This window comes from Allobosea sp. GW822-FHT03F07 (assembly GCF_058801345.1).
The window spans coordinates 150,973-177,837 of sequence record NZ_JBXAND010000003.1 but is presented as its reverse complement, the minus strand read 5'-3'; the positions used below and the strand labels follow the sequence as shown (position 1 = coordinate 177,837).

Below are 26,865 nucleotides of genomic sequence, written 5' to 3'. Positions count from 1 at the left end.
CACGATGACCATCAAGGTGGGTGACAAGCTTCCGCAGGCGACATTCCGCGTCATGACCGCCGATGGTCCTGCCGCCAAGACCACGGACGATCTGTTCAAGGGCAAGAAGATCGTGCTCTTCGCCGTTCCCGGCGCGTTCACGCCGACCTGCCACAAGAACCATCTGCCCGGCTATCTGGCCAAGGCAGCCGACATCAAGGCCAAGGGCGTCGACGCGATCATGGTGACCAGCACCAACGACGTCTTCGTCATGGACGCCTGGTCGAAGGCGACCGGTGGCGCCGGCGTGATTGAGTTCCTTTCGGACGGCAATGCCGATTTCGCCAAGGAGATCGGCCTTTCGCTCGACGGTTCGGGCTTCGGCCTCGGCACCCGCTCGCAGCGCTATTCGATGATCGTCGACGACGGCGTCGTCACCTCGCTCAATGTCGAGGAAGGCCCGGGCAAGGCCGACATCTCCGGCGCCGAGGCCCTGCTCGCGAAGCTCTGAGCGCAACCTCCGACCGAAGGCCCGCGTCGCCCGATGAGGCCGGCGCGGGCCTTCTGCATTGCGGCCCGATCAGCGCCGCAGCGTGCGGGTCAGATGCCCGGCGCGCCGAGCTGATAGTCCTTCTGCAACTGCGCGTCGCTCGAGGGCATGATCGCCTGGCATTCGCCCCAGTAGAAGGAGCCCGGCTCCCGATTCACCGGATCGGCGCAGATGGTCGCGAGCTGCTGCTGCCGCGACTGGGAGGTCTGGCAGGCTGGCAGAAGCACGGCGATTGCGATCGACAGACAGATCGGCCGGACATGTCGCATCACCGCGCTCCTCTTGCATCGCTACATCGGTTCGTCTCGTCGTCCAGCGGATTTCTGGCATCTCGCGCCTGGCGCGACAAGTCGCCGATGTTCGACCCAGCGTAGGCCTGCTTGATCGATACGATATCGTCTTGTCATGAGACAGGCGGCCGGGCCGGCGTTAGGCTGGGACGTTCTGCCGGAGCCTGCCATGACCGAGATCACGATCCGCCCGCTCGCCACCTCCGACCGGGCGCAGTGGGAGCCGCTCTGGCAGGGCTATCTCACCTTCTACAAGGCCTCGCTCGGGTCCGAGATCACCGAGGCGACCTTCGCCCGGCTGACCGGCGGCGCCGAGCCGATGGGAGCCTTCGTCGCCGAGCGCCACGACCAGCTGATCGGCATCGTGCATTGGGTGATCCACCGCTCGACCTGGAACATCCGGGACGTCTGCTATCTGCAGGATCTGTTCACCGCTCCCGAAGCGCGCGGCACCGGCGCTGGGCGCGCCCTGATCGAAGCGGTGAAGCAGATGGCGCAGGCCAAGGGCTGCTTCCGCGTCTACTGGCAGACCCATGAGAGCAACCTGCAGGCGCAGGCGCTCTACGACAAGGTCGCCGACAAGTCGGGCTTCATCGTCTACCGCCAGCCGCTGGGCTGATGGGCACGGCGCTGGCGACCTTTTCCGCCGAGGCACGACGGATCGCCCAGAGCGTCAGCACGATCCCAAGGATCGCCGGCAGGGTCACCGCCGGGAAATCCCGGGCTATGACCGCGGGCGAGCAGATGCCGACCGCGACCTCCCAGAAGTGGAAGAGTGCATGCGCGCTCAGCCACAGGGTCGCCGCGGCCCAGAGTCCGACGCGGCGCTCGGGCATGGCCATGCCGAGACCGAAGGCTGCGCCCAGGAAGAGCTGGATCATCCCGATGTCGCGGATGAAATGCTGGTTGTAGAAGCCGGTATCGGTCACGCCCGGGACCAGTTCGTACCACGACAGCGGATTGACCAGCATGAAGAGGCCATTCGCCGAGAGGAAGACGGCGTTGAAGGCCACCATTGCGACGATGGCCGCTGCAATGGCGCGGTTGTCAGGGATGATGGTCATGGTTCAGGCCCTCTCGCATCGGGATGAGTGGCTGTCGGCTCTCGCGCTCAGGCCCGCGCTTGTGACGCGTCGAGCCACTCCGCGAAGCGGGTCGGCCCAAGGCGGGGGTTGGCGCCGGGCGTCAGCGACCTGTCGTCCAGCTCCGCGCCGAAATAGCGGGCGCGGACATCGGCGATCACCTGGCGCCGGTCTCCCTTGGCAGTGAGGAACTGCCGGGCGATCGCATCCATCGGGATCGGCTCGGGCCCGGCTACCTCGACGGTACCGTTTACCGGCGCACCGACTGCGATATCCGCCAACACGGCCGCGACATCGGCGGCAGCGATCGGCTGGAACAGCGCCGGCGACAGGCGGAACGCGTCGCCGTCGGCGCTCGACTGGATGATGGCATTGACGAACTCGAAGAACTGCGTCGCCCGCAGGATCGTGTAGGGGATGCCCGACGCCTTGATCAGGCTCTCCTGGGCGAGCTTGGCGCGGAGATAGCCGCTATCGGGATTGCGCTCGCTGCCGACCACCGACAGCGCTATGTGATGCCCCACGCCGGCGGCGGCTTCGGCAGCCAGCAGGTTGCGGCCCGATGTCTCGAAGAACTCCAGCACGGCCTTGTCCTCGAAGGATGGCGAATTCGCCACGTCCACGACGACTTGAGCGCCGGAAAGCGCTTCGGCGAGCCCCTCGCGGGTGATGGTGTTGACGCCCGAATTGGGCGACGCCGCCAGGACCTCATGTCCGGCCTGGCGAAGCCTGCCGACGAGATAGGTTCCGATGAGGCCGCTGCCTCCGATGACCACGATCTTCATGATTCTCTCCTCTGTGTGACCAGCGGCCGCGTCATCGCGACCCGATGAGAGGAGAATGCCTGCGAGCAGGCCGGAAGACCTTGCCGCGACCTTGAGCCGAGATTGAATTTCCCTTGGCGGACCGTCCAAAAGCACCGAGATCCCATCGGCTTCTCCTTGATGAGAAGCCGCACCGGGAGCTGTGCCCGGATCTGGGCGCCATGCTATCAACTGCCTACCCAGTGGCAGGTCGCGGCAGCCGCATCGAAGGTCTGCCAATCGCCATCGGGTTACGGAGCACCGACGTGCAATTTCTCTTCGAAGGCCATGTGCTCGACCCCGAGCGACGGGAGCTGACGCGGGGCAGCGAGGTCATCGCGATCGGACCGCAGGTGTTCGACCTCCTGGCCCATCTCGTGCGCAACCGCGAGCGCGTCGTCAGCAAGGACGACCTGCTGGACGCCGTCTGGGGTGGCCGGATCGTCTCCGAGTCGACTCTCACCAGCCATATCAACGCGGTGCGCAAGGCCGTCGGCGACAGCGGCGAGGAGCAGCGGCTGATCCGTACGATCGCCCGCAAGGGGTTCCGCTTCGTCGCCGAGGTCGAGGAAGCGCCGTCGCCCGGCGGACGCGATGCGGCGAAGCCCGAGCCGGCCGCGTCGGGCACCGCGTCAGCACCGCCGCTGGCTCTTCCCGACAAGCCCTCCATCGCCGTGCTGCCGTTCCAGAACATGAGCGGCGACCCGGAGCAGGACTACTTCGCCGACGGCGTCGTCGAGGACATCATCACGGCTCTGTCGCGCCTGCGCTGGCTGTTCGTCATCGCCCGCAATTCGAGCTTCACCTACAGGGGGCGGGCGGTCGATGTGAAGCAGGTCGGCCGCGAGCTCGGCGTCGGCTACGTGCTGGAAGGCAGCGTTCGGAAGGCCGCCACCCGCGTCCGGCTCACCGGCCAATTGATCGACGCCACGACCGGCGCGCATCTCTGGGCCGAGCGCTTCGAGGGCACGCTCGACGACATCTTCGAACTGCAGGACCAGGTCGCAGCGAGCGTCGTCGGCGCGATGGCGCCGCAGCTGGAGCGCGCCGAGATCGAACGCGCGCAGCGGACGCCGACCACGAGCCTCAACGCCTATGACTGCTATCTGCGCGGGATCGCGAACCTGCAGCAGGGCAACAGGGAGGCGATCGGCGAGGGGCTACGGCTGCTCGAGCAGGCGATCGCGCTCGATCCGGATTTCGCCTCGGCCTATGGCATGGCGGCCTGGTGCTATTTCTGGCGCAGGGTCAACGGCTGGATGACTGATCGCGCACAGGAGACCGCCGAAGGCGCCCGGCTGGCCCGCAGAGCCGTCGAGCTCGGCCGGGACGATGCGGTGGCGCTCACCAGGGGCGGCCATGCGCTCGCCCATCTCACGGGCGACCTCGACGCCGGCATCGCCCTGCTCGACCGGGCGGTCGTGCTCAATCCAAATCTGGCGGCGGCCTGGTTCCTCGGCGGCTATCTGAGGGTCTGGCACGGGGAGACGGAGGCGGCGATCGCGCATTTCGCCAAGGCCATGCGCCTGAGCCCGCTGGACCCGGAATTGTATCGCATGCAGGCGGGAATGGCCGTGGCGCATCTGTTCGCCGGGCGCTTCGACATCGCCTCGTCATGGGCCGAAAAGGCGTTCATGAACCTGCCGAGCTTTCTGATGGTGGGCTGCATCATCGCGGCGAGCCATGCGCTGGCCGGCCGGATGGAGCCGGCGCAGCGGGCCATGGAGCATCTGCGCCAGCTCGATCCCACGCTGCGCATCTCGAACATGAAGGACTGGCTCCCGATCCACCGACCGGAGGATTTCGCGACGTTCGCGGATGGCCTGCGAAAAGCCGGGTTGCCGGAGTGAGAGCCCGACCGGCCGTCGACGTGTAGGAGGACTCGAAATGGATCTACACATCGTCATTTCCGGGCTGGTTCAGGGCGTCGGGTATCGGCAATGGCTGTGCGGGCGCGCGCTTGCATCCGGCGTGACCGGCTGGGTGCGGAATCGGGCCAATGGGACGGTGGAAGCCGTGCTGTCCGGACCGTCCGAGAGCGTCGAGGGATTGATTGCCGAAGCGATGAACGGGCCGCGGGGCGCCCGGGTCGACGACATCCGCCGGCGTGAGGCCGAAGCCTCGCTATTGGCTCAGACCCGTGACGCGTTCTTCATCGCTCCGAGCATCTGATAGGCTGCGCCCTCAGCGTCCTGGCTTGAACGGCGCCATGCCCGCCCGCGCCAAGGCGTCGGCGCGCTCGTTCATTTCGTCGCCGGCATGGCCCTTGACCCATTTCCACTCGATCTTGTGGCGGCCCAGTGCGGCATCGAGGCGCTTCCAGAGTTCCTCGTTCTTGACCGGCTTCCTATCGGCGGTCTTCCAGCCGTTGCGCTTCCAGCCATGGATCCAGGCGGTGATGCCCTGGCGCAGATACTGGCTGTCGGTGTGGAGCGCGACGGTGCAGGGCCGCGTCAGCGTCTCCAGCGCCGAAATCGCGCCCATCAGCTCCATGCGATTGTTGGTGGTCATGGCCTCGCCGCCGGAGAGCTCCTTCTCCTTGCCCTTGTAGGACAGGATCGCACCCCAGCCGCCAGGCCCCGGATTGCCCGAGCAGGCGCCGTCGGTCCAGACTTCGACCGTATCGCTCATCGCTTCAGCCCATAGTCCCGGGCGTCGGCGACGCGCTGATGGAAGGCGAGCTTGCGGTCGTATTCGAGCGGGTCGTGCGGCTTGACCAGCGCACCCGGCGGCACGTTCAGCCAGTCGACCAGCCGCGTCAGCAGGAAGCGCAGGGCCGAGCCGCGGCAGAGCTGCGGCAGAGCGTCGACCTCGCCTTTCGTCAGCGGGCGCACGCTCTCATAGCCGGCGAGCATAGCCTGGCCCTTGGTCAGGTTGAAGGAGTTGTCCGCCTCGAAGCACCAGGAGTTCAGGCAGATGGCGAGGTCGAAGGCGAAGGCGTCTGTGCAGGCGAAGTAGAAGTCGATCAGGCCGGAAAGCTTGTTCTGGATGAAGAAGACGTTGTTGGGGAAGAGGTCGGCATGAATGACGCCGCCGGGCAGATCCCGCGGCCAGCTCGCTTCATGCACCGCGATCTCGGCATGGAGGCGCTGCAGCAGGCCGGGCGACACCTTGTCGGCGGCAGCGCCGGCCTGGTCGGCGAGCGGGCGCCAGCCCGGCACCGACAGCGAATTGACCCGCGACATCGCGAAATCGGCGCCCGCCTGATGCAGCAGCGCGAGGCCGCGCCCGACCTCTCCGCAATGCATGGCGTTGGGGCGGCGCACCGAGAGCCCGTCCAGGAAGGTAACGATCGCGGCGGGGCGGCCGGCCAGCCGGCCGACAGCCTGCCCATCCGGCGTCTTGACCGGCTGCGGGCAGATCAGGCCGCGCTGCGCGAGATGCTCCATCAGGCCGATAAAGAAGGGCAGATCGGCCACATCGACGCGCTCCTCATAGAGCGTCAGGATGAAGAAGGCCTGGGTCGTGTGCAGCAGGAAGTTGGAGTTGGAGACGCCTTCCGCGATGCCCTTGGCGGAGAGCAGATCGCCGATGCCATAGCGCGCGACGAAGGCCGCCATCTCGTCATCAGGGACTTCGGTATAGACGGCCAAGGCTTCGCTCTTTCGGGTGGATGCTTACTCGGCCGCAGCCGGCGCGTCGCGCAATTCGCGCGGCAGCGGGAAGAAGACATTCTCGTCCGCCGTCGAGACGGTTTCGACGCGGACCTCGTAGCGCTCCGCGAAGGCGTCGATGATCTCCTCGACCAGCACCTCGGGCGCGCTCGCGCCGGCGGTGATGCCGAGGCTGCGAATGTTGCCGAAGACCGACCAGTCGATCTCGTCGGTGCGCAGCACGAGCCGCGCGACCGGGCAACCGGCACGCTCCGCGACCTCGCGCAGGCGCTGGGAGTTGGACGAGTTCGGCGAGCCGACCACGATCAGCCCCTCGACCAGCGGAGCGACGCGCTTCACCGCCTCCTGCCGGTTCGTCGTGGCGTAGCAGATGTCCTCCTTGTGGGGGGCGATCAGCTCCGGGAAACGCTGCTGCAGCGCCTCGACGATCTCGCGGGTGTCGTCGACCGAGAGCGTCGTCTGCGTGACGAAGGCGAGTGGCTTGCCGGCCGGCGGCTCAAGCGTCGCGACATCGTCGAGCGTCTCGATCAGCGTGATCGCGCCCGGCGGCAACTGCCCCATGGTGCCGATCACCTCGGGGTGGCCGGCATGGCCGACGAGCAGGATGTGGCGGCCGCGCTTGTGGTGGACCTCGGCCTCGCGATGCACCTTGGTCACCAGCGGGCAGGTCGCATCGATGGCGAAGAGGTTGCGCTGGTTCGCCTCCGCCGGCACGGATTTCGCCACGCCATGCGCCGAGAAGATCACCGGCCGCGTCGCGTCGGGAACCTGGGAGAGCTCGGCGACGAAGACCGCGCCCTTCCGCTTCAGCGATTCGACAACGTACTTGTTATGGACGATCTCGTGGCGGACGTAGACCGGCGCACCATGCAGGGCGAGCGCCTTCTCGACCGCGTCGATCGCACGCACGACGCCGGCGCAGAAGCCGCGCGGCGCGCAAAGCAGAATGTCGAGCCGCGGCTTGGTCACGAAAGAAATCCGATGGACGTCGCGCCTTCTTTCGGCGTCGGGCCGGCGATGTCAAGGAATGGCGGCGTCGCGGGCCATGTCCGCCAGTCACGGCCCAAGCCGCGGCGAAGCCCTCGCAGGATCGGCTACGACACACTAGATTGCGCGCTCCGGCCAGCGCGCCTGCGGCGTGCCGACGACCTCCGCCAAACGAGCACGTCACTCCAACCAGGGCAAGCCATGGCCGACGCCTCCCACACCAGCTACCTGCCGCCGATCCTGACCTTTTGCGCCGGCGCGGTGGTCGCCGTGCCGCTGTTCCGCAAGCTCGGCCAGTCCGCCGTGCTGGGTTATCTGGCGGCGGGCATCGTGATCGGCCCGTCCGTGCTGGCGCTGATCCGCGATCCGGATACGATCCGCGGCGTCGCCGAGATCGGCGTCGTCCTGCTGCTCTTCCTCGTCGGCCTCGAATTGCAGCCGTCGCGGCTCTATTCGATGCGCAAGGACATCCTCGGCGCGGGCCTGTCGCAGATGGCGCTGAGCGCCTTCGTGATCGGCGGCGTCGGCTGGTGGTTCGGCCTGTCGGCGGGCGGTGCCGTGGCGGTCGGCCTGGCGCTGGCGCTCTCGGCAACCTCGATCGCCCTGCAGGTGCTGGAGGAGCGCGGTGACGGCCACGAGGCTTATGGCCGGCGTACCTTCTCGATCCTGCTGTTCCAGGACATCTCGATCGCGCCGGCGCTCGCGCTGCTGCCGCTGCTGGCGACGACAGGCGGCGCCGCCGGCGGCCCCGGCGGGACGGCGGCCGGCATCGGGCTCGCATTTCTCGCAATCGCCGCGATCGTGCTGGCCGGGCGCTATGTGCTGAACCCGTTCTTCCGCATCCTGGCCAAGGCCGGTGCCAAGGAGGTGATGACGGCAGCCGCCCTGCTCGTCGTGCTCGGGGCGGCGCTGCTGATGGAACAAGTCGGACTCTCTATGGCGATGGGCGCCTTCCTCGCGGGCGTATTGCTGGCGGAATCGCATTTCCGGCACGAGCTCGAGGCCGATATCGAGCCGTTTCGCGGCGTGCTGCTCGGGCTGTTCTTCATGGCGGTCGGCATGTCCCTGGACCTGCAGCTCGTGCTCGACAATGCGCTGCTGCTCGCAGTGGCCGCGCCCCTGCTCGTGCTGTTCAAGATCGTCGTCGCCGCGACGATCCTGCGCGTCTCCTGCTCCTCGACCATGGAAGCGCTCCGCGCCGGCGCGCTTCTGTCGCCTGCGGGCGAGTTCGCCTTCGTGCTGCTGCCGCTCGGCGTCTCGCTCGGGCTGCTCGCCCCGCCGCAGGCCGCCGTCGCGACGGCGCTGGCGGCACTTTCGATGCTGATCGGGCCGGTCGTCGCCAAGCTGATCGACGCCTGGCTGCTGGCGCGCGTGACGCAGGAGGTCATCGAGGAGGACTTTTCAGACGCGGGGACGGCCTCCGTCGTCGTGGTCGGCTTCGGCCGCTTCGGGCAGGTGGTCACCCAGGCGCTGCTGCTCCAGCATATCGACGTGACGATCATCGATTCCGATGTCGAGCGCATCCGCTCCGCCGCCAAGTTCGGCTTCAAGATCTATTACGGCGACGGAACGCGGCTCGATGTGCTGCGCGCGGCGGGTGCGGAGAAAGCTCGCATCATCTGCGTCTGCATCGACGACCGGCATGCCGCTCTGCGGATGGTGGAGATGGCCAAGGCCGAGTTCCCGCAGGCACGCATCCATGCGCGCGCCTATGATCGCGTTCACGCCATCGACCTGATGAAGGCCGATGTCGACTACCAGATGCGCGAGACCTTCGAGTCGGCGCTGGGCTTCGGCCGCGTGACGCTGGAAGGGCTCGGCCTGACCTATGACGAGGCCAGCCTCGTCATCGAGCATGTCCGCGATCGCGACGCGCAGCGCATGGAGATCCAGTTCCACGAGGGCATCGCCGCCGGCCTGACCAAGGTGCCGCGCGTCACGCCGGAGCCGCTGGTGAAGCCGAAGGGCAAATCGAAGGCGCTGACGGCGGAGACCCAGGAGGTGATCGAAGATGGCGGGGCCGAAGTCGCGGTCGGCGGCGTCGGCGAGCCCGAGCGGTGAACGCGCGCGCCGATTCACAGGCCGCCGGTTCGAAGGAGGCCGTCTTCGTCAGCGGCTCGCTGATGCGCCATGTCGCGGTCATGACCGGGACGGGGGCGATCGGCCTGATGGCGATCTTCCTGGTCGACCTCCTGTCGCTGCTCTACGTCTCGTGGCTGGGTCGGCCGGAAGCGACGGCCGGCGTCGGCTTCGCCACGATCGTCCTCTACCTGATGATCTCGATCAATATCGGGCTGATGATCGCGGTCGGGGCGTTGACCGCGCGGGCGCTCGGTGCAGGCGACAGAGGAGCGGCGAGGCGGCTGGCGGGTTCGACGCTGACCTTGATGGCGCTCGCCGGCCTCGTCCTGAGCGCCGTCGCCCTCCCCTGCCTGCCCTGGCTGCTGCACCTGCTCGGCGCGCATGACGAATCCTATCGCGTCGCGCTGTCCTTCCTCTGGATCGTGCTGCCCTCCAATGTGCTCATGGCTGTCGGCATGGGGGCGTCGGGCGTGCTGCGGGCAGTCGGCGACGCTCGCCGCGCCATGTTCGTGACGCTGGGCGGAGGGCTGGCGACCGCCGGCCTCGATCCGCTGTTCATCTTCTGGCTCGGACTCGGGCCGGACGGGGCGGCCTGGGCCATCGTCGCCTCGCGCGTCATCATGGTGGCGACGGGGCTGCACGGCGCCATCTGCGTCCACGGCATGGTCGCGCGGCCGAGCCTCGCGGGCCTGCGCCAGGATACGCCTCGGACCTTGTTGATCGCGGGGCCGGCGATCCTGACCAACCTCTCCAACCCGATCGCCAACGCCGTCTTCGCGAGCATCTTCGCGCGCTTCGGTGACGCCGCGATTGCCGCGCTCGCCATCATGGACCGGCTCGTCCCGGTCGCCTTCGGCGTGCTCTTCGCGCTGACGGGGGCGGTCGGGCCGATTCTGGCGCAGAACTGGGGCGCGGGACGCTTCGACCGGATGCGTCGCGGCCTGACGGCCTCGGCGCTGTTCGGGATCGGCTGCGTCGTCGTCGCGGGGCTCGCACTGGCGCTGCTGCGCGGACCGATCGTCGCCGCCTTCGGCGCGACCGGGCTGACGGCGGAGCTGGTGATGTTCTTCTGCCTGATTGCGGGACCGATGTGGCTGTTCGTCGGGCTGCTCTTCGTCGCCAACGCCGCCTTCAACAATCTCGGCATGCCCTTCATGTCGACGCTGTTCAGCTGGGGCCGGGCGACGCTCGGCACGATGCCGCTCGCCTTCCTCGGCGCGCAATATGCCGGGCCGCAAGGCGCGCTGGTCGGATCGGCGCTGGGCGCCGTCGCCTTCGGCATCCTCGCGCTGGTCTTCGCCTATCGCGGCGTCGCCCGGCTGGAGCGGATCGCGACCCGGGTTGCGCCGCTTGCCTCGCCCCCCGACGCTGCTATCGTCCCGATGCAGGCGGCGAGAGACCGCGCAGCAGCCGGAGGCACGCCATGATGAACCTCTTCGAGATGATGCAGCAGGCCCAGAACGGCCAGGCGATGCAGAACCTCGCCCGTCAATACGGCCTCAGCCAGCAGCAGACGCAGGCCGCGATCGACGCCCTCCTGCCGGCCTTCTCGATGGGGCTGCAGCGCCAGACGCAGGACCCCTACGCCTTCGGATCGCTGGCGCAGATGATGACGGCGCAGCCCTTCGGCCGGATGTTCGACGCCAATGGCGACGGCATTCCCGACAATGCCCGAAACGCCGGCAACGATGTGCTGAGCCAGCTCTTCGGATCGAAGGAGGTCAGCAATGCAGTCGCGGCGCAAGCGGCGGCGACGAGCGGCGTCGGCCAGGCGGTGCTGAAGCAGATGCTGCCGATCATCGCCTCGATGGTGATGGGCGGATTGTTCAAGTCGATGAACAGCCAGGGCATGGGCGGCATCCTCGGTCAGTTCTCGGAAATGATGCGAGGCCAGATGCCGGGCATGCAGCCGGCACCGGCACCGCAGCAGGCGCCTCCGACGAACCCGCTGGAGGCGATCCTCGGCGGCATGTTCGGCAATGCGCAGGCGCCGACCAAGGCCGAGACGCAGGGTGGCGGGCCCTTCGGCGGCGGCCAGATGCCAGGCGGGCAGATGGGTATGGACCAGATGGGCGGCATGCTCGGGCAGATACTGACGGGAATGCTGGGCGGGCAGGCGCCGCAAGCCGAGCCGCAACCGCGCGCGGCCCCCTCCCCGCGTCGCGCTCCTGAGCCCGAGCCCGAGCCCGAACCTGAGGACGAGGCGCCCTCCACCTCGCAGACCGGGCCGGGCTCGATCGGGCTCGATGCGCTGAACCAGATGTTCGAGCATGGCCGCAAGGTGCAGGACAGCCATCAGGACGCGCTGAAGACAATCTTCGATACGATGTTCGGCGGCCAGAAGGGGCGCTGACCCTCGATTGCGCCATGAAAAAGGGCGGAAGCACGAAGCTTCCGCCCGCAGGAACGTGCAGCCCCAAGGGGTCAGGCGCCGCACGCAACCGGATTGACGGCCTTGGCCTGCAAGGCCAGGGGCTGGGACGATGACATGGCTGCAGGCTTGATGCTCTGCTGCGCCGTCAAGGCCTGATGAACGCCGGCCTTGCGGCGCGTCTCCGCGGCGCCCAGCCGAGCGCTGGAGCGCTCGGCCAGCACCACGGAGGGGTCCGACAGCCAGGACACGGAGAGCGCGCCGTCGAGATCGGAACGGATGAGCCCGATGTCCTTCAGGCTGCGCTCGTCGAGTTCTCCGAGGCGCAGGACCTCTCGGCGGTGAATCAGGGCTTTCACGATGGCCACGATCGGCGTGAAACCAAGGGCGGCAACACGCGTGGCGCCGGCCGAAACGGACGAGAGCGACTTCGTTGCGAATGTCATGAGCAGCATGACGGCCTCCTGTGGTTCAAAAGCGACGGGCATTCCCCGACCTTGCCTGGACGCACCGCTGGCAAGGACCGGAAACTGACGAAACGGTAGCTTTGCTCTGGCCATAAGCCAAACGAATGCTTATGATGCTTCACAACACGGATATTGATGAACCGATGTGAGGGGCCGCCATGGCGCATGTGCTCGACGCCGACCAGCTCAAGACCTTCGTGGCGATCGCCGATACCGGCTCCTTCACCCGTGCCGCCGAGATCGTTTTCAAGACCCAGTCGGCGGTTTCGATGCAGATGAAGCGGCTGGAGGAGCGCGTCGGCCGGCCGCTCTTCGGCCGCGACGGCCGTCACGCCAAGCTGACAGAGGATGGCGAGCGGCTGCTCGACTATGCCCGCCGCATCGTGCGGCTGAACCTCGAATGCGTGGCGAGTTTCACCGATGCCGATCTGAAGGGCCGCATCCGACTGGGTGTGCCCGACGACTATGCCGATCGCTATCTGCCGGAAATTCTCGCCCGCTTCGCCCGCTCCAATCCGCGCGCCGAGGTCACGGTCGTCTGCGAGCCGACGCCGATGCTGGCCGAGCGGATCGCCACCGGCGACATCGACCTCGCCATCATCACCCATGTCGAGAGCCGCGGCCAAGGCGAGATCATCCGTATCGAGCCGCTGCTCTGGGTGACCTCGGCGCGCCATGCCGTCCATGAGGAGGACCCGCTGCCGCTCGCCCTGGGGCGGCCGACCTGCAACTGGCGGCAGGCGGCGGTCGATGCGCTGGAGACCAAGGGCCGACGCTTCCGCGTGCTTTATGCGAGCTGGAACTCGACCGCGGTCGGCGCCGCCGTCGTCGCGGGACTTGCGGTTTCCGTGCTGCCGGAAAGCGCGGTGAGGCCTGGCATGCGGATACTCGGACCGTCCGAGGGCTATGCGACGCTGCCATCCTGCAAGATCGGGCTGCTGCGGACCCGCTTCGATCCGTCGGTTTTGTCAAACGCGTTGGCAGAGCACATCATCCAGAGCCTGGACAACCTCGCGAGCTTCAAGACGGCGGCGGAATAGAACGACCAAGATCGAACGGGCACCGCCGGTTCAGCGGAAGCCTTCCATGACGCGTGAAGTCAACTCGCTCACATTGATGCCGATCTGGGTAATGACGGCGACTGCCGCAACCGAGATCAGCATGGCGATGAAGCAGTACTCAATTGCCGTCGCGCCGCGTTCGTCACGGGCAAATGTTACAAATCGGGCGGCAATCTGACGCATGGTCAGGACGATAGCGCGCGAATCCCGCCAAATTGTTAATGCGGCAACGCGAATCCCTCTGGACACCGAATTCGCGAGCTCGGCAGTTCACGAGGCCCGAGTCGCCCCACGACCTATGCGAACGCCGCGACCGCTATAACACCAATTCAGAGAACAGCGGCTCGACCCGGCCGTCCCACTCGGCGCGATAGCGCGCGGCGAGGCGTTGCGAGAGCGTGCGATCACCCGCCACGATCGCATCGAGCGGATCGAGGAAACCAGCTTCGTCGGCGCCTGCGCTGTTCCTTCGGGCGCGGCGCATGAGCCCGGCACGCGACAGGGCCAGCACTTCACAAGCGAGATCGCGCAGCTTCCGGCCGGAAATGCTGGTGGACAAGCCCTGCTTCGGCACGGCATCGCGCAGCGCCTGGCGCTCCTCGTTGCTCCAGCCCTTGACCAGATCCCAGGCCGCGTCGAGCGCCGAGGCGTCGTAGAGCAGTCCAACCCAGAATGCCGGCAGCGCGTTCAGCATCTCGGGCGAGCCGGCATCGGCGCCGCGCATCTCGAGGAAGCGCTTGAGACGGACTTCGGGGAAGAGCGTCGAGAGATGGTTGGCCCAGTCGGATATCGTCGCCTTCTCGCCGGGCAACTGCGCCAGCTTGCCGGCGAGCAGGTCGCGGAAGGAGGCGCCGGCGACATCGTGGTAGATGGCGCCGCGCTTGACGAAATACATGGGCACGTCGAGCGCCCAGTCGACATAGGCCTCGTAGGACATGCCCTCGTCGAAGGCGAAGGGAATCATGCCGGAACGGGCGTTGTCGGTGTCGCGCCAGATCTCGGAACGCATCGACTGGAAGCCGTTGAGCTGGCCCTCGGTGAAGGGCGAGGATGCGAAGAGGGCCGTCGCCAGCGGCTGCAGGGCGAGCGAGACCCTGAGCTTCCTGACCATGTCGGCCTCGGTTGCAAAGTCGAGGTTCACCTGCACCGTGCAGGTACGGAACATCATGTCGAGGCCGCGCGTGCCGACCTTCGGCATGTAGTTGGCCATGATCTTGTAGCGGCCCTTGGGCATCACCGGGGTCTGCACCCGCGTCCAGAGCGGCGAATGGCCGAGCGAGACGAAACCGATGCCATGCGGCTCCGCGACCGCTTTGACGTCTGCCAGATGCTCGGCGAGTTCGGCGGCCGTCTGGTGCAGGGTCTCGAGCGGAGCGCCCGAGAGCTCGAACTGGCCGCCGGGCTCCAGCGAGATCGCGCCGCCGCCATCGGGGCCGGCCAGCCCGATGATGTGGCCGGCATCGACGATCGGCTCCCAGCCGAGCTTCGCCTGCATGCCCTCGAGAAGGTGGCGGATGCCGCCCGCACCGGACCGCCCCTCATAGGGGACCGGCGAAAGATCGTCGCGATAGAACGGAAACTTCTCGTGCTCAGTGCCGAGCCGGAAGGCCGAAGGCGGCTTCTCGCCGGCGGCGAGCCAGGACATCAGTTCGTCCTTGGAACCGATCGGGGTCGAATCGGACACATCACGAGCCATGGGCGCTCCGGCAGAGAAACAAGGCGGCCAGGCTTCCGTCCGCGCCGTGTGACGCAGGGGATCAGGCTCCAGGAGCGCCAGACATAGGCGAGCGCGGAACGCTCGACAACGACCTCCGCCACGCATTGACGGACAATCGACGAACGGCTGGTGCAAGTCGCCGCCCGGTTGTGCTCAGGCGGCGCCGCGCCGACGCACCTCCTGTGTACCCCAGCCGGTCGCATCGAGCCGGGTCTCGGAGGCAATCCAGTCGACGACGGCAGCGAGACCCGCCGCCTGCCCGCCCTCGCGGATGCGCGCCTCTTCATAAACAGCGAGCTGGACATCGGCACTCGTGCCCAGGCCTGCGATCTGGCGGCAGGTCGCCAGTTCAGCCTGACAGCCGAGTGCCGCCGCGTCCTCGGCAAGCTCGGCGACAAGATCATCGAGAAGGCTCGGCACGCTGCGCATGCTGCGGCTCTCAGCATCGACGAGGCCGCCATGGATGCCGTAGCGCTGGGCGCGCCAGAGATTCTCCGCCGCGATGGCCCGAGAGGCCGCCGTCAAATTCGCATTGAGCCCCGGCCGGCGCAGCAGATGGCGGATCAGGCAGCAATAGAGCGCGGCGATGGCGAGCGTATCCTCCAGACGGGTGCAACTGTCCGCGATCCGCAGTTCCAGGGTCGGATGCTTCTCGGAGGGGCGGATCGCCCACCAGATGTAGCTGGCGTCCTTGATCGCGCCGGCGGCCACCATCGTGTCGAGATAGGTGCGGTAGTCCTCGGGATCGCTGAATAGGTCCGGCAGGCCGGTGCGCGGCAGTTCGCCATAGGCGGCGAGACGGTAGCCCATCAGCCCGGTGCGCCTGCCCTGCCAGAAGGGCGAGGAGGTCGAGAGCGCCAGCAGCAGGGGCAAATACGGCATGATCCGCGCCATCAGCCGGATGCGCTCATCCTCGTCCTTGACCTCGACATGGACATGCAGGCCGCAGAGCTGGTTGCGGCTGCCGAGCATCTGCAGGTCCCGCATCAGCGTGTCGTAGCGAGCCGCATCGGTGGCGCGCTGGCGTGACCAGGCGGCGCTGGGGTGCGTGCCGCAGGCCAGCAGCAGCATGTCGTGCTCGAGAGCCAGGCCGGCCAGCCCCGTGCGCAGGGTCGTCAACGAACGTCGCGCCTGACCCATCGATTCGCAGACCGGAGTCGCGACCTCGATCTGCGATTGCAGCATCTCGCGCTGGACCTCGTCGGGAAAGGCGTTCTGGGCCTCCTTGATGAAAGCCGGAGAGACCTTGCGCACGATCCCCCTGCTCCCGGCATCCGACAGGAAATACTCCTCCTCGATTCCGAAGCGGCAGGCTTCCTTCATGGCGTCATCCTCGTCAGGCAAATCGCTTCGGGCAGGTCGGTTCTGTCCTGCAGGCGATGAATCACCGGCAGGCGGCCTTGGGGGCCAGCGCGCCAGACACCCCCCGAATGAGTCGAGAATGCGTCCCCAGCATGAGCGGGAAACGCCGGAGGCCGGGTGACGTTCCGTCGGCTGGACTAGCCTCTCGGCCAGTCGCCGAGCACGGCCTGCACCAGCGCGAGGGCGGCCACGGCCGCAGTGTCCGCACGCAGGATGCGCGGGCCGAGCGAGATCGGCAGCGTCGCCGGCCGCGCCAGGATGCGTTGGCGTTCGGCCTCGTCGAAGCCGCCTTCGGGGCCGATCAGCACGGCGAGCGGCCCCGGCTCGGCGCGAGAAAGCGCTGCGACAGGGCTTTCCTGCGCCATCGCCTCGTCGCAGAAAACCAGCAGCCGTCCGGGTTCGAGCGCGGCGAGTGCGGCATCGAGCGTCTGCTCGGCGCGGATGTCGGGCAGCGAGAGGATCCCGCACTGCTCGGCCGCCTCGACGGCATTGGCGCGCATGCGGTCGAAATTCAGCCGCGAGACCTGGGTCCGGCGCGTCAGGACGGGCTGGATGACGCCAGCCCCCATCTCGACTGCCTTTTGGGCGATGTAGTCGAGCCGGGCATGCTTCAGCGGCGCGAAGAGATAGTGCAGATCGGGCGCCGGCGGCTGTGAACGCGTCTGCTTCACCATCGTCAGGCTAGCCTGCTTGCGGCCCTCGACCGAGATCGCGGCCAGCCATTCGCCATCGCGCCCGTTGAAGACGAGCACGGTGTCATCCTGCTTCATCCTGAGCACAGTAAGGAGATAATTCGCCTGTTCACGCTGCAGAGGCAGCCGCGCACCCTCGGCGAGGTCGTGCTCCAGAAAAAGCCGGTAACGGGCAAAATCGGGAATCGACATTGGCGGCACGAACTCCTGCGGAGATGGAACGATCAGGCCAGCGTGGGTGTGGACAACCCGCCGGCAGGGCCGCCTCGCGCGAAAACCGCCACAATCCCAGTCTATCGGCAGGCGCTGACTGGCAGGCAGCGTGGACTCGCAATGGTCCTTGGCGCTAACACAGCCTTGCTGGTAAGGAAATCGCGGAGGGACGCAAGCGCCCGCGCAGGCAATTCGGAGCGGAACGAGATGCGGCTGAGGATGGCTTCCGGAGTGATCGCGACGATGGGTCTCGCAGCAGCGGCCCTGATCGACGCCGCTCCCGCGCGGGCGCAGGCCTCGGGCTGCGAGCAGATGCAGACGCTCCTGCAGGAACGCCAGTCGCTCGTCGCCTCGCTGAACGCCGCGCAGAAATCCAAGCAGAAGCTTTCGCCGCAGATGGCCTGCAGCACGCTGGGCAAGCTCGTCAGCAACGGCTCGGCGACGGTCAAATTCGCTACCGACAATCAGGACTGGTGTCAGATTCCGGCCTCCTTCATCGACGGGATGAAGGCCGACAATCAGAAGGCCGCCGGAATTCGCAACCAGGCCTGCAACGCGGTGAAGCAGCAGGCGGAAATGATGCGCAAGGCGCAGCAGCAGGCGCAGGGCGGCGGCAACCCGTTCGGCGGCGGCGACGCCATCACGGGTGGCGGCATGCGCGTTCCCCAGGGTGCGCTTTAAGCTCTAGGGCGTGACCATCATGCAAAAGCCGGCGCCTGCGACAATCGGACCGGGGCCGGACGCTCCGCTACCTGACGCGCTGACCGGCCACTGGGTCGATACGCGCGCGCCGAGGGGTTTTCGCCCCTATCTCAAGCTCGCTCGCATCGAACGTCCGATCGGCTGGCAGCTTCTTCTGCTGCCATGCTGGTGGTCGGCAGGGCTCGCGGCCATCGCGACCGGCCAGCACTTGCCCAATCTCTGGCATTGCCTGCTCTTCCTGGTCGGCGCGATCGTGATGCGCGGTGCCGGTTGCACCTTCAACGACATCGTCGACCGCAAGCTCGACGCGCAGGTCGCGCGCACGCGCGGGCGCCCGCTGCCGTCCGGCCAGGTCACGGTGAAGGGCGCAGCGCTCTTCATGGTCGGGCTGTCGTTCGTCGGTCTCGCGGTGCTCATGCAGTTCAATCGCTTCACGATCGTCGCAGGCATCTGCTCGCTCGTGATCGTGGCGATCTATCCGTTCATGAAGCGGATCACCAACCTGCCGCAATTCGTGCTCGGCCTCGCCTTCTCATGGGGCGGTCTGCTCGGCTGGAGCGCGGTGTCGGGCCGGCTCGACGCTCCAGCCTACCTGATCTACGCTGCGGCCGTGGTCTGGACCGTCGGCTACGACACGATCTACGCGATGCAGGACCTCGAGGACGACGTCATCGCGGGCATCAAGTCGAGCGCGCGCTATTTCGGCGATCATGGCCCCGAGGCGATCGCGCTGTGCTTTGCGATCGCGGTCGTGCTGGCCGGGCTCGCCATCTGGACCGCGGGCGGCGGGCCGATCGCCTTTGCCGGCCTTGCCGCCTTCGCCGGTCATCTCGGCTGGCAGGTCTCGAAGCTCAAGGGCGCGACTTCGCCGGTCGCGCTAGGCCTGTTCCGGTCCAACTGGCATGCCGGCCTGCTCCTCGCAGCCGGCCTCGCGCTGGACGCGCTCGGCCGCTACGCACTGCAGGTCTGACCCGTCAGTCGGTCAGCCTGTCGCCACCGAGGACGACAGGGCGCTCCGCGAGTTTTCCGGGCTTGCGCCGCATCAGGAAGCGCGGGCGGCGGCCATTGAGGAAGGCATGGCGGCGCCTGACCCGGGTCGACCCCAGCGCGAGCGGGCCGATCTGCGGGAAGGGCTCGGAAATCTCGCCGTCGCTGGTTTCGAGCAGCAGCGGCATGCCGCTGGCCCGGCCGCAATCGCGCCAGAGCGCCACGGCATCGTCCTGATCCACGGTCGCGACCGTGATTGACCGGCCATCGCCGGCGGTCAGCGCGAGCTGGAAGACCTGATCCTCACCCGTCGCATTGGCCAGCCGCAAGGCGACACCGCGCCAGCCGGCTGACCCGCGCAGGATGCGCACGGAACCGATCCGCTCGATGCGGGGCGCGTCCGGCTGAACCGGCATCGGGTTTCTGGGAACGGTCGCGGGGTCGGTCGCGCCGCCGAGGCCATTCGGCATGAAACCGAATTCCCCGGCGGCCGGCGTGACTCTGGCCATCGATTTAACGCCTCTCTCTAATCCCTGCCGCTACGGAGCCCTCTGTGAAGTTCGGGGCTCTCGTGCTTGCCAAGCGAAATTGCGTCCCGGGCGTCTCCGAGCGCTTAAAGGGTTCGGTTAAAGGAGGGTGTTTTGTGCCTTCCAATGGCCCCAATGGCCTGTTTCATGCATGATGCTTGACGGAATCTTTCGGTGCGCGGGGGCATTTTCAGCTTGAACCGCGGCATCGGCATTCGTACGGAACGCGCATGACTTCTCCCCCCCTCCCCATTGCCCCGGACCTGCTCAGAGCGGTCCGCGAGAGCTGCCTGGAGGCCGGCGAGATCGCGGTCGACCTGTTCCGCCCCGGCGAGAAGACAGCCGCGAGAACCTGGTCCAAGAGCGGCGGTTCGCCCGTCACGGAAGCCGATATCGGCGTCGATACCTTCCTGCGCATCCGGCTCTCCGCGCTGCTGCCCGAGGCTGCCTGGCTATCGGAGGAAACCGTCGACGACGCCCAGCGGCTGTCTCGCCGTTTCGTCTGGGTCGTCGATCCGATCGACGGCACGCGCGCCTATATGAGCGGCTCGCCCGACTGGGCCGTCTGCGTGGCGCTGCTCGACGAAGGCGAGCCGATCCTCGGGGTCGTCCATGCGCCGGCCAGCGAGGCGACCTATACGACGCTGCGTGGCGGCGGCGCCCAGAAGAATGGCGACGCCATCACCGCCTCGCCCGCGACACGCCTTGCCGCTGCCCGGATCGCCGGGCCCAAGCCGATGCTCGACGCGCTCGCCCGCTTCGAGAGCTTCGAGCCCGTCGACAAGATTCCCTCGCTCGCGCTCCGGCTGACGCGGATCGCCGACGGCTCGATCGATGCCGGGCTGATCTCGACCGATGCCCGCGACTGGGACCTCGCCGCGGCCGACCTGATCCTGCGCGAAGCCGGCGGGCGTCTCAGCGGTGGCGGCGGCGAGCCCGTGGTCTACAACCGCGAAGCCCCGGTCCACGGCATGCTGATCGCCAGTTGCGGCGGCCTGTCGGAGCCGCTGCTCATCGCCATGCAGCGCCTGCGCGACGGACAGCCGCAGCGCATCTGACGCCTTTTTCGCCTGCTTGCAGCCCTGCTGCGCTTAAAGCGCGCCTTTCAGCACTCGCACACGGCGCATGGATGGCTTAACTGATGCCGCGCGGTTCCCGGACTGGACCGCGCGTGCTGGAGGGATCGATGGTTGTGGAACCGGAACAGAAACAGCTTCTCCACCTCGTCTTCGGCGGAGAGCTGAGTTCGCTCGAAGGCGTGACCTTCAAGGATCTCGACAAGCTCGACGTCGTCGGCGTGTTTCCGAACTATGCCACCGCCCATACGGCATGGAAGGCGAAGGCACAGGCAACAGTCGATCAGGCGCAGACGCGCTATTTCATCGTGCATCTGCATCGCCTGCTCGACCCCGAGAGCTAAGTCCGGCGCAAGCTTCAGGACCCAATCTGGATAATGGGCTTTTCGATCCTCAAGACGCGCGTGGCGCAGGAAGCGCTCGGCCGGATGCTGGCCGGCTATCTGCGCCTCGTGCAGCGCACGAACCGGTTCGTCGTCGAGCCGGCCGACATCTATGAGCGCGTCCGCCCCGAACTGCCGCTGATCATCGCGATGTGGCACGGCCAGCACATCATGATCCCGTTCTCGCGGCCGGACTGGATGCCGGCTTGCTCGCTGGTCTCGCGCCATGGCGATGGCGGCTTCAACGCTGTCGCTCTGCGGGAACTCGGCATCGGAGCGATCCGCGGCTCGGGCGCGCTGGGCAAGAAAATCCGCGAGAAAGGCGGCGCCAGCGCCTTCCTCGCCATGGTCAGGCGGCTCGCAGCGGGCGAAACCATGGTGCTGACCGCCGATATTCCCAAGCGGGCCCGCATCGCAGGGCCGGGCATCATCCAGCTCGCGCGGGCGTCCGGGCGGCCGGTGCACCCAATCGCGGTGGTGACGAGCCGGCGCATCGACTTCAAGAGCTGGGACCGGGCCTCGATCGGCCTGCCCTTCGGGCGCGGGGCCATCGTCGTCGGCGAGGCGATCCATGTCGCGCGCGAGGCCGACGAGGCGACCTGCGAGGCAGCGCGGCTGGCGCTCGAAACCGGGCTCGACGCCGTCCATGCCCGTGCCTACGAGATCGTCGGCGCGCAGGACCCCGGCGCCGGACTGCGGCAGGCGCATCTCTCCGCCACGAGCGGGCCCGGGAAGGATCTCCCGGCATGATCGGCAAGGGTGCCATCCTGACGAGCTACCGCACCGTGACCGGGCTGCTCGAACCGGCCGCGGCTGCGCTGCTGGTCTGGCGGCGCGGGCGCGGCAAGGAGGACCCGACGCGCCTGGCCGAGCGCCGCGGCTACCCCGGCGTCAGGCGGCCGGACCGCTCGCTAGTCTGGCTGCATGGCGCCAGCGTCGGCGAGACCGTGACGCTGCTGCCGCTCGTCGCTAGGCTGCAGAAGCGCGGCCTCACCGTGCTCGTCACCTCCGGTACCGTGACCTCGGCCAGGCTGCTCGCGGCGCGGCTGCCGGCCGGCGTCATCCATCAGTATCTGCCGCTCGACGTGCCCCGCTACATGCGGCGATTCCTGGACTACTGGCGCCCCGAGCTCGGGCTGATCTGTGAATCCGAGATCTGGCCCAATCTGCTCATCGAGGCGCGCAAGCGCGCGGTGCCGCTGGTCCTGGTCAATGCCCGCATGTCGGAGCGCTCCTTCGCGCGCTGGTACAGGGCGCCGCAGACCTCGCGCTATCTGCTCTCATGCTTCGACTCCTGCCTCGCCCAATCACAAGGCGATGCCGAGCGGCTGGCGCAGCTCGGTGCGCCGCGCGTCAGCGTCGCCGGCAACCTCAAATTCGATGTGCCCGCTCCTCCCGCCGATGCCGATACGCTGGCGATCCTCGATGGTTTGACCACCGGACGGCCGATCTGGGTCGCGGCCAGCACGCATCCCGGCGAGGAAGAACAGGTCGTCGCGGCCCATCTCGCGCTCAAGCCCTATCTGCCGAACCTCCTGACGATCATCGCGCCGCGCCATCCGCAGCGCGGCATTGAGGTCGAGGCGCTGGCGGAGGCGAACGGCATCGCCGTGGCAAGGCGAGGCGCCGGCCAGATGCCGGAACGCGACGTCGAGCTCTACATCGCCGACACGGTCGGCGAGCTCGGCCTGCTCTACAGGCTCTCGCAGGTTGCCTATCTCGGCGGCTCGCTGGTGCCATTGATCGGCGGGCACAACCCGATCGAGCCGGCCAAGCTCGGCTGCGCGCTGCTGCACGGCCCGTTCGTCCACAACAATGCCGACATCTTCGCCGCCTTCGATCAGGATGGCGGAGCACGCGAGGTCGCCGACGCGCAGGGGCTTGCCGGCGCCGTGCATCGCTGGCTCAGCGACCCCGCAAGCGCAAGGCAGGCGGCGCGCGCCGCCGCCCAGACCAGCGCCCAGCTCGGCGGCGCGTTGAACCGGACCGTGCAGGCGCTGGAGCCGCTGCTGATGCGGATCGCGCTTGGACAGCGCGACAGCATCTCCTGATGCGCGCGCCTGGCTTCTGGTGGCGGCCGCCGGGCCTGCTGGCCTGGCTCCTGTCGCCCTTCGGCAAGCTCTATGGCGCGATCACGCTGCGACGGATGCGAGGCCTCGGCAGCGATGTCGGCATTCCCGTCATCTGCGTCGGCAATTTCATCGCGGGCGGCGCTGGCAAGACGCCGACCGCGATCGCGCTGGCGGGACTGCTGACTCAGCGCGGCGAGACGCCCTTCGTTCTGATGCGCGGCTATGGCGGCTCGCTCTCCGGACCGGTCGAAGTCCATGCCTCGCATCACGCCGCCCATGCGGTCGGCGACGAGCCGCTGCTGATGGCGCGCCATGCCCGCACCGTGATCGCGCGGGACCGGACAGCCGGGGCCGCGCTCGCACGCGCGCTGGGCGCGAGCGTGATCGTGATGGATGACGGACTGCAGAATCCGGCGCTCACCAAGCGGCTGCGGCTCGCGGTCGTCGATGGAGCGTCGGGCGTCGGCAACGGCCACTGCCTGCCAGCGGGCCCCCTGCGCGCGCCGCTCGGCGGGCAACTCGCGCAGACGGATGCCGTGCTGGTCATCGGCGAGGGAGAGCCGGGCGAAGCCGTCGCAGCGACGGCTCGGGCGGCCGGCGTCGCGATCCTGCGCGCCCACCTGGAAACGGCTCAAGAGATTGTTGGAAAACTGAGGGGGCAGCCAGTTCTTGCGGTCTCAGGGATCGGCCGGCCGGAGAAGTTCACGGCTACCCTGCTTGGAGCCGGAGCGCAGATCGTCGCGGAGCACGCCTTCGGTGACCATTACGCCTATAAGGAAAGCGACGTAGCGAACCTCGTCGCCGACGCGAGACAGCATGATTGCCTGATCGCCACGACGGAAAAAGACATGGTCAAGCTCGGCCCACTCTGGCCGGACGGAGAGCGCCACCGCCTCCTGCCGGTGCCAGTCTCGCTGGTCTTCACGGAGCCGAAGCGGGTCGCGACGATGCTTAGTGCCACGCTGTCAGGCTCGGCCGGCGCGGCGCAGCCTTAGCTGCACGGCTTCGGGCGAGGCATAGGCTTCCTGCCACTCGACCGACCAGTAGCGAAGTTCCTCGATCCGGATCGGAGCGCCAGTGACGGCGCAGCGCACGAAAGCGCCCGGCCGCACCACGCGGAACTCGCCATGACCATAGTCGAGCGCCGCTTCAGGGCCGTGCAGGGGCGTGCGTTCGCTGATGTTCATGATGATATATCTAAAATGTTGCTCGATGGACGGATTATCGAAATAATCCAACTTCGTGATAGCGTTCCCATCGATGATGTCCAGTCTGGTGATGTCTTGCCTCGCGCGCCTTGGCACGGTCCTGACCGGGCTCGCGCTACTGACGACGGCGACGTTCGCCGGCGGCTATGAGCGTGTGCGCGTTCCCAGCTATGACGGCGACCTCGACGCGGTGCTGTATCTTCCGCCCGGTCCCGGGCCGTTTCCCGCGGTCGTCGCACTGCATGGCTGCGGCGGACTGTGGCGCGACAATGGCAAGATCTCGACGCGGCATTCCGACTGGGGCGAACGCCTGGCGATGGAAGGTTTCGCCGTGCTGATGCCCGACAGCTATGGCTCGCGAAAGCTCGGCTCGCAATGCGGCGTCAAGGAGTTGACCGTCCGGGCCAGCCGCGAGCGCGTCGCCGATGCCGCGGCCGCGCGCTACTGGCTCCAGTCCCGCAACGACATCCGCGCCGACAAAATTGCATTGCTCGGCTGGTCGGGCGGCGGCTCGACGGTTCTCGCCGCCATCCGCAGGGATCGCCGGCCGGCCGATGAGAAAGCCGATTTCGCCCGGGCTATCGCCTTCTATCCGGGCTGCCGGATCCAGTCGGAATCGACCAGCTTCGCCGCGCGGCTGCCGCTGATGATGCTGATGGGCGATGCCGACGACTGGACCCCCGCCGCACCTTGCGACTTCCTCGCCAAGGCCGCGCAATCGCGCGGCGAAAAGGTCGAGCTGGTGATCTATCCCGGCGCGCTGCATGATTTCGATCACCCTCGGCTCGAGGTGAAGGAACGCAGCGACATTGCCTATTCCGCCACCGGAACCGGCAAGGCGACGGTCGGCACCAATCCCGCCGCACGCGAGGACGCGATCAAGCGGGTGAAGGCGTTTCTCAAGGGGCTTTGAGCCCGTTTCACCTCCAGCCCTCATCCTAAGGAGCCGCGTAGCGGCGTCTCGAAGGATGCTTCAGGAGGCTCCGGAAACATCTGGACCATCCTTCGAGACGCCATTCCTGGCGGAATGGCTCCTCAGGGTGAGGGCTGAGTGTGCGATTGGCCAGTCTCTTAGAACAGGTCGCCCTGCCCTAGCGTCCGGCTCTCCGTCTTGGGGCCCTCCCGTCGCGGCGGTCGCGCCGGCCGCGACGGGCCATCGCTCCCACCCGCTACCATCACGCCGAAGCGTCCATCGCTGACCTGAACGCTCAGCGCCTGCCCTGGCCGCACCTGGCCCGTGTCGCGAATGAGCGCGCCGGCCTCGTCGCGCACCAGCGCATAGCCGCGCGCCAGGACTGCGTTGGGGCCGAGCGAAGCCGCCAGGGCCCAGAGGCTGCCGAGCTGATCGCGGCGGCGCTGCAGCAGACGCGCGAAGGCCGCCGTGAGATTGCCCGACATCGCTCCGAGGCGATCACCTGCGCGCCCGATCCGGTCGCGCTCGCGCCTCAGGAGATTGTCGCGGGCGACGGCCATCGCCTTCGAGAGGCCTTCGACATCCTTGCGAGCGGTCGCCAGCCGCAGCAGCGGCGAATGCCGTGCGAGGCGCTGCGAGGCCAACGCGAGCTGCTGCTCATGCGCGCGGGCATTGCGCGCGAGCGCCGGCGCCAGCCGCGCGGCCGCGAGGTCGAGCCGCTGGCGCGGGCCAGACAGCACCGCCTCCGGGCCGGGGAGAGCGCGGGCGAGCGCCCGCAGATCGCTGCGACGGCGGTCGGACAGACGGCGCATCGCGCCCACCTGACGGCGCGAGAGGTCGGCGACGAACGCCATCAGTTCGGCCCGGACGGGCACGACCTTCTCGGCCGCGCCCGTCGGCGTCGGCGCCCGTAGGTCGGCGGCGTGATCGATCAGGGTGACGTCGGTCTCGTGACCGACCGCCGAGACCAGCGGGATCGACGAGGCGGCGGCAGCGCGCACCACGACCTCCTCGTTGAAGCCCATCAGATCCTCGAGCGAGCCGCCGCCGCGCGCCACGATGATGACGTCGGGCCGCGGGATGCGTCCGCCCTCAGGCAGCGCATTGAAGCCGGTGATGGCCGCGGCGACCTCGGCCGCGCTGGTCTCGCCCTGAACGCGCACCGGCCAGACCAGGACATGGCGGGGAAAGCGGTCCTCCAGCCGGTGCAGGATGTCGCGGATAACAGCCCCCGTCGGCGAGGTCACGACGCCGATCACGACAGGCAGATAGGGGATGGGTCGCTTGCGCTCCTGCGCGAAGAGGCCCTCTGCGGCGAGGCGCTTGCGGCGCTCTTCCAGCAGCGCCATCAGCGCGCCGATGCCCGCGGGCTCCAGCGAGTCGATGATGATCTGGTAGCTCGACTTGCCGGCGAAGGTGGTGATCTTGCCGGTGGCGATGACCTCCAGCCCCTCCTGCGGCCGCGTCCTCAGCCGCCCGAAGACGCCCTTCCAGATCACCGCGTCGATCTTGGCGTTGGCGTCCTTCAGCGAGAAGTAGACGTGGCCAGAACCGACCGGGCCGCGATAGCCCGAGATTTCGCCGCGCACGCGCACGAAGCCGAAGGCATCCTCCAGCGTGCGCTTGAGCGCGCCGGAGAGATCCGAGACCGACCATTCGGGAGCGTTGCCGGCGGGCTTCTGCGATTCGCTGTCCATGAGCGGACCATAGCGGCGGGAAAGCATCGG

General features: G+C 67.8%; 30 protein-coding genes. 16 read left to right on the top strand and 14 right to left on the bottom strand.

Annotated features, from left to right (window positions below; genetic code table 11):
- Positions 1-4: 4 nt before the first annotated feature.
- The gene (locus AC1RMY_RS12210) at positions 5-490 is read left to right on the top strand and encodes a peroxiredoxin (RefSeq protein WP_492864750.1); all 486 of its coding nucleotides are present in this window, start codon (positions 5-7) and stop codon (positions 488-490) included.
- Between the two features lie 89 nt (positions 491-579).
- Here the strand turns inward: AC1RMY_RS12210 and AC1RMY_RS12205 are convergent, their stop codons facing one another.
- Entirely contained in the window at positions 580-798 is a 219-nt protein-coding gene (locus AC1RMY_RS12205) for a hypothetical protein (protein ID WP_492864748.1), read from the bottom strand.
- Positions 799-988: 190 nt separating this feature from the next.
- Here AC1RMY_RS12205 and AC1RMY_RS12200 point away from each other — a divergent pair, with 190 nt between their 5' ends.
- A complete protein-coding gene (locus tag AC1RMY_RS12200) occupies positions 989-1,438 on the top strand; it encodes a GNAT family N-acetyltransferase (protein ID WP_492864747.1) in 450 nt (149 codons plus the stop codon).
- On the opposite strand, the gene AC1RMY_RS12195 is transcribed toward AC1RMY_RS12200, so the two are convergent.
- Together AC1RMY_RS12195 and AC1RMY_RS12190 are read right to left on the bottom strand one after the other, a co-directional pair.
- Positions 1,410-1,883 (bottom strand): hypothetical protein, encoded by a 474-nt coding sequence (locus AC1RMY_RS12195; protein WP_492864745.1) that lies wholly within the window; start codon positions 1,881-1,883, stop codon positions 1,410-1,412. The two genes, AC1RMY_RS12200 and AC1RMY_RS12195, sit on opposite strands and share 29 nt — an antisense overlap.
- A 47-nt stretch (positions 1,884-1,930) precedes the next feature.
- Entirely contained in the window at positions 1,931-2,686 is a 756-nt protein-coding gene (locus AC1RMY_RS12190; RefSeq protein ID WP_492864743.1) for an SDR family oxidoreductase, read from the bottom strand.
- Positions 2,687-2,970: 284 nt separating this feature from the next.
- Between AC1RMY_RS12190 and AC1RMY_RS12185 the strand changes: the two genes are divergently transcribed.
- Positions 2,971-4,554, top strand: coding sequence for a winged helix-turn-helix domain-containing tetratricopeptide repeat protein (locus AC1RMY_RS12185; protein WP_492864742.1), 1,584 nt, complete (start codon positions 2,971-2,973; stop codon positions 4,552-4,554).
- Between the two features lie 37 nt (positions 4,555-4,591).
- A complete protein-coding gene (locus AC1RMY_RS12180; RefSeq protein WP_492864741.1) occupies positions 4,592-4,876 on the top strand; it encodes an acylphosphatase in 285 nt (94 codons plus the stop codon).
- A gap of 12 nt (positions 4,877-4,888) precedes the next feature.
- Here the strand turns inward: AC1RMY_RS12180 and rnhA are convergent, their stop codons facing one another.
- The 3 genes from rnhA to ispH are packed head-to-tail and all read right to left on the bottom strand — an operon-like array spanning position 4,889 to position 7,287.
- Complete coding sequence (rnhA, locus tag AC1RMY_RS12175; RefSeq protein ID WP_492864740.1) at positions 4,889-5,335, bottom strand: ribonuclease HI; 447 nt, start codon at positions 5,333-5,335, stop codon at positions 4,889-4,891.
- Positions 5,332-6,297, bottom strand: a complete 966-nt coding sequence (locus tag AC1RMY_RS12170) for a homoserine kinase (RefSeq protein ID WP_492864739.1) — start codon at positions 6,295-6,297, stop codon at positions 5,332-5,334. Before AC1RMY_RS12170 ends, rnhA begins: the two co-directional genes overlap by 4 nt.
- A gap of 24 nt (positions 6,298-6,321) precedes the next feature.
- Positions 6,322-7,287: a 4-hydroxy-3-methylbut-2-enyl diphosphate reductase gene (gene ispH / locus AC1RMY_RS12165; RefSeq protein WP_492864737.1), complete on the bottom strand. Its 966-nt coding sequence runs from the start codon at positions 7,285-7,287 to the stop codon at positions 6,322-6,324.
- A gap of 219 nt (positions 7,288-7,506) precedes the next feature.
- On the opposite strand from ispH, the gene AC1RMY_RS12160 reads away from it, so the two are divergent.
- The 3 genes from AC1RMY_RS12160 to AC1RMY_RS12150 all read left to right on the top strand — a co-directional run bounded on the left by AC1RMY_RS12160 (position 7,507) and on the right by AC1RMY_RS12150 (position 11,740).
- Positions 7,507-9,366 carry a monovalent cation:proton antiporter-2 (CPA2) family protein gene (locus tag AC1RMY_RS12160; RefSeq protein WP_492864736.1) on the top strand — a complete coding sequence of 620 codons (1,860 nt, stop codon included), beginning with the start codon at positions 7,507-7,509 and terminating at the stop codon, positions 9,364-9,366.
- A gap of 62 nt (positions 9,367-9,428) precedes the next feature.
- On the top strand, positions 9,429-10,814 hold the full coding sequence (locus AC1RMY_RS12155; protein WP_492865304.1) for an MATE family efflux transporter: 1,386 nt from the start codon (positions 9,429-9,431) through the stop codon (positions 10,812-10,814).
- On the top strand, positions 10,811-11,740 hold the full coding sequence (locus AC1RMY_RS12150; protein WP_492864734.1) for a DUF937 domain-containing protein: 930 nt from the start codon (positions 10,811-10,813) through the stop codon (positions 11,738-11,740). Before AC1RMY_RS12155 ends, AC1RMY_RS12150 begins: the two co-directional genes overlap by 4 nt.
- Positions 11,741-11,811: 71 nt before the next feature.
- Here the strand turns inward: AC1RMY_RS12150 and AC1RMY_RS12145 are convergent, their stop codons facing one another.
- Positions 11,812-12,213, bottom strand: coding sequence for a DUF1127 domain-containing protein (locus AC1RMY_RS12145; protein WP_492864732.1), 402 nt, complete (start codon positions 12,211-12,213; stop codon positions 11,812-11,814).
- A 170-nt stretch (positions 12,214-12,383) separates the two neighbouring features.
- Between AC1RMY_RS12145 and AC1RMY_RS12140 the strand changes: the two genes are divergently transcribed.
- On the top strand, positions 12,384-13,265 hold the full coding sequence (locus tag AC1RMY_RS12140; protein ID WP_108044861.1) for a LysR substrate-binding domain-containing protein: 882 nt from the start codon (positions 12,384-12,386) through the stop codon (positions 13,263-13,265).
- 30 nt (positions 13,266-13,295) lie between these two features.
- Here AC1RMY_RS12140 and AC1RMY_RS12135 read toward each other — a convergent pair whose 3' ends face one another.
- From AC1RMY_RS12135 to AC1RMY_RS12120, 4 genes are all read right to left on the bottom strand, one after another.
- On the bottom strand, positions 13,296-13,469 hold the full coding sequence (locus AC1RMY_RS12135) for a Flp family type IVb pilin (RefSeq protein ID WP_492864730.1): 174 nt from the start codon (positions 13,467-13,469) through the stop codon (positions 13,296-13,298).
- A 133-nt stretch (positions 13,470-13,602) separates the two neighbouring features.
- A complete protein-coding gene (locus tag AC1RMY_RS12130) occupies positions 13,603-14,982 on the bottom strand; it encodes a glutamate--cysteine ligase (RefSeq protein WP_492864728.1) in 1,380 nt (459 codons plus the stop codon).
- A 174-nt stretch (positions 14,983-15,156) separates the two neighbouring features.
- The gene (locus tag AC1RMY_RS12125; protein ID WP_492864726.1) at positions 15,157-16,326 is read right to left on the bottom strand and encodes a carboxylate-amine ligase; all 1,170 of its coding nucleotides are present in this window, start codon (positions 16,324-16,326) and stop codon (positions 15,157-15,159) included.
- 176 nt (positions 16,327-16,502) lie between these two features.
- The gene (locus AC1RMY_RS12120; protein ID WP_492864724.1) at positions 16,503-17,249 is read right to left on the bottom strand and encodes a 16S rRNA (uracil(1498)-N(3))-methyltransferase; all 747 of its coding nucleotides are present in this window, start codon (positions 17,247-17,249) and stop codon (positions 16,503-16,505) included.
- A gap of 240 nt (positions 17,250-17,489) precedes the next feature.
- Here AC1RMY_RS12120 and AC1RMY_RS12115 point away from each other — a divergent pair, with 240 nt between their 5' ends.
- Together AC1RMY_RS12115 and ubiA are read left to right on the top strand one after the other, a co-directional pair.
- Entirely contained in the window at positions 17,490-17,951 is a 462-nt protein-coding gene (locus tag AC1RMY_RS12115) for a hypothetical protein (protein ID WP_492864722.1), read from the top strand.
- Between the two features lie 19 nt (positions 17,952-17,970).
- Positions 17,971-18,942 (top strand): 4-hydroxybenzoate octaprenyltransferase, encoded by a 972-nt coding sequence (ubiA, locus tag AC1RMY_RS12110; RefSeq protein ID WP_492865303.1) that lies wholly within the window; start codon positions 17,971-17,973, stop codon positions 18,940-18,942.
- 4 nt (positions 18,943-18,946) lie between these two features.
- Here ubiA and AC1RMY_RS12105 read toward each other — a convergent pair whose 3' ends face one another.
- Positions 18,947-19,468 carry a DUF6101 family protein gene (locus AC1RMY_RS12105; RefSeq protein ID WP_492864721.1) on the bottom strand — a complete coding sequence of 174 codons (522 nt, stop codon included), beginning with the start codon at positions 19,466-19,468 and terminating at the stop codon, positions 18,947-18,949.
- A 248-nt stretch (positions 19,469-19,716) separates the two neighbouring features.
- Here AC1RMY_RS12105 and AC1RMY_RS12100 point away from each other — a divergent pair, with 248 nt between their 5' ends.
- The 5 genes from AC1RMY_RS12100 (at position 19,717) to lpxK (ending at position 24,012) form a co-directional block, all read left to right on the top strand.
- Entirely contained in the window at positions 19,717-20,544 is an 828-nt protein-coding gene (locus tag AC1RMY_RS12100; protein WP_492864719.1) for a 3'(2'),5'-bisphosphate nucleotidase CysQ, read from the top strand.
- A gap of 128 nt (positions 20,545-20,672) precedes the next feature.
- Positions 20,673-20,906 (top strand): DUF4170 domain-containing protein, encoded by a 234-nt coding sequence (locus AC1RMY_RS12095; RefSeq protein ID WP_492864717.1) that lies wholly within the window; start codon positions 20,673-20,675, stop codon positions 20,904-20,906.
- Positions 20,907-20,939: 33 nt separating this feature from the next.
- Positions 20,940-21,695, top strand: coding sequence for a lysophospholipid acyltransferase family protein (locus tag AC1RMY_RS12090; RefSeq protein WP_492864715.1), 756 nt, complete (start codon positions 20,940-20,942; stop codon positions 21,693-21,695).
- On the top strand, positions 21,692-22,996 hold the full coding sequence (locus AC1RMY_RS12085; RefSeq protein ID WP_492864713.1) for a 3-deoxy-D-manno-octulosonic acid transferase: 1,305 nt from the start codon (positions 21,692-21,694) through the stop codon (positions 22,994-22,996). The genes AC1RMY_RS12090 and AC1RMY_RS12085 overlap by 4 nt, the downstream gene beginning before the upstream one ends.
- Entirely contained in the window at positions 22,996-24,012 is a 1,017-nt protein-coding gene (lpxK, locus tag AC1RMY_RS12080) for a tetraacyldisaccharide 4'-kinase (RefSeq protein WP_492864712.1), read from the top strand. Before AC1RMY_RS12085 ends, lpxK begins: the two co-directional genes overlap by 1 nt.
- Here lpxK and AC1RMY_RS12075 read toward each other — a convergent pair.
- A complete protein-coding gene (locus AC1RMY_RS12075; protein ID WP_492864710.1) occupies positions 23,983-24,204 on the bottom strand; it encodes a DUF2093 domain-containing protein in 222 nt (73 codons plus the stop codon). The genes lpxK and AC1RMY_RS12075 overlap by 30 nt on opposite strands.
- A gap of 73 nt (positions 24,205-24,277) precedes the next feature.
- Here AC1RMY_RS12075 and AC1RMY_RS12070 point away from each other — a divergent pair, with 73 nt between their 5' ends.
- Positions 24,278-25,138: a dienelactone hydrolase family protein gene (locus AC1RMY_RS12070; RefSeq protein ID WP_492864708.1), complete on the top strand. Its 861-nt coding sequence runs from the start codon at positions 24,278-24,280 to the stop codon at positions 25,136-25,138.
- Positions 25,139-25,296: 158 nt separating this feature from the next.
- Here AC1RMY_RS12070 and xseA read toward each other — a convergent pair whose 3' ends face one another.
- The gene (xseA, locus tag AC1RMY_RS12065; RefSeq protein ID WP_492864706.1) at positions 25,297-26,835 is read right to left on the bottom strand and encodes an exodeoxyribonuclease VII large subunit; all 1,539 of its coding nucleotides are present in this window, start codon (positions 26,833-26,835) and stop codon (positions 25,297-25,299) included.
- Positions 26,836-26,865: the final 30 nt, after the last annotated feature.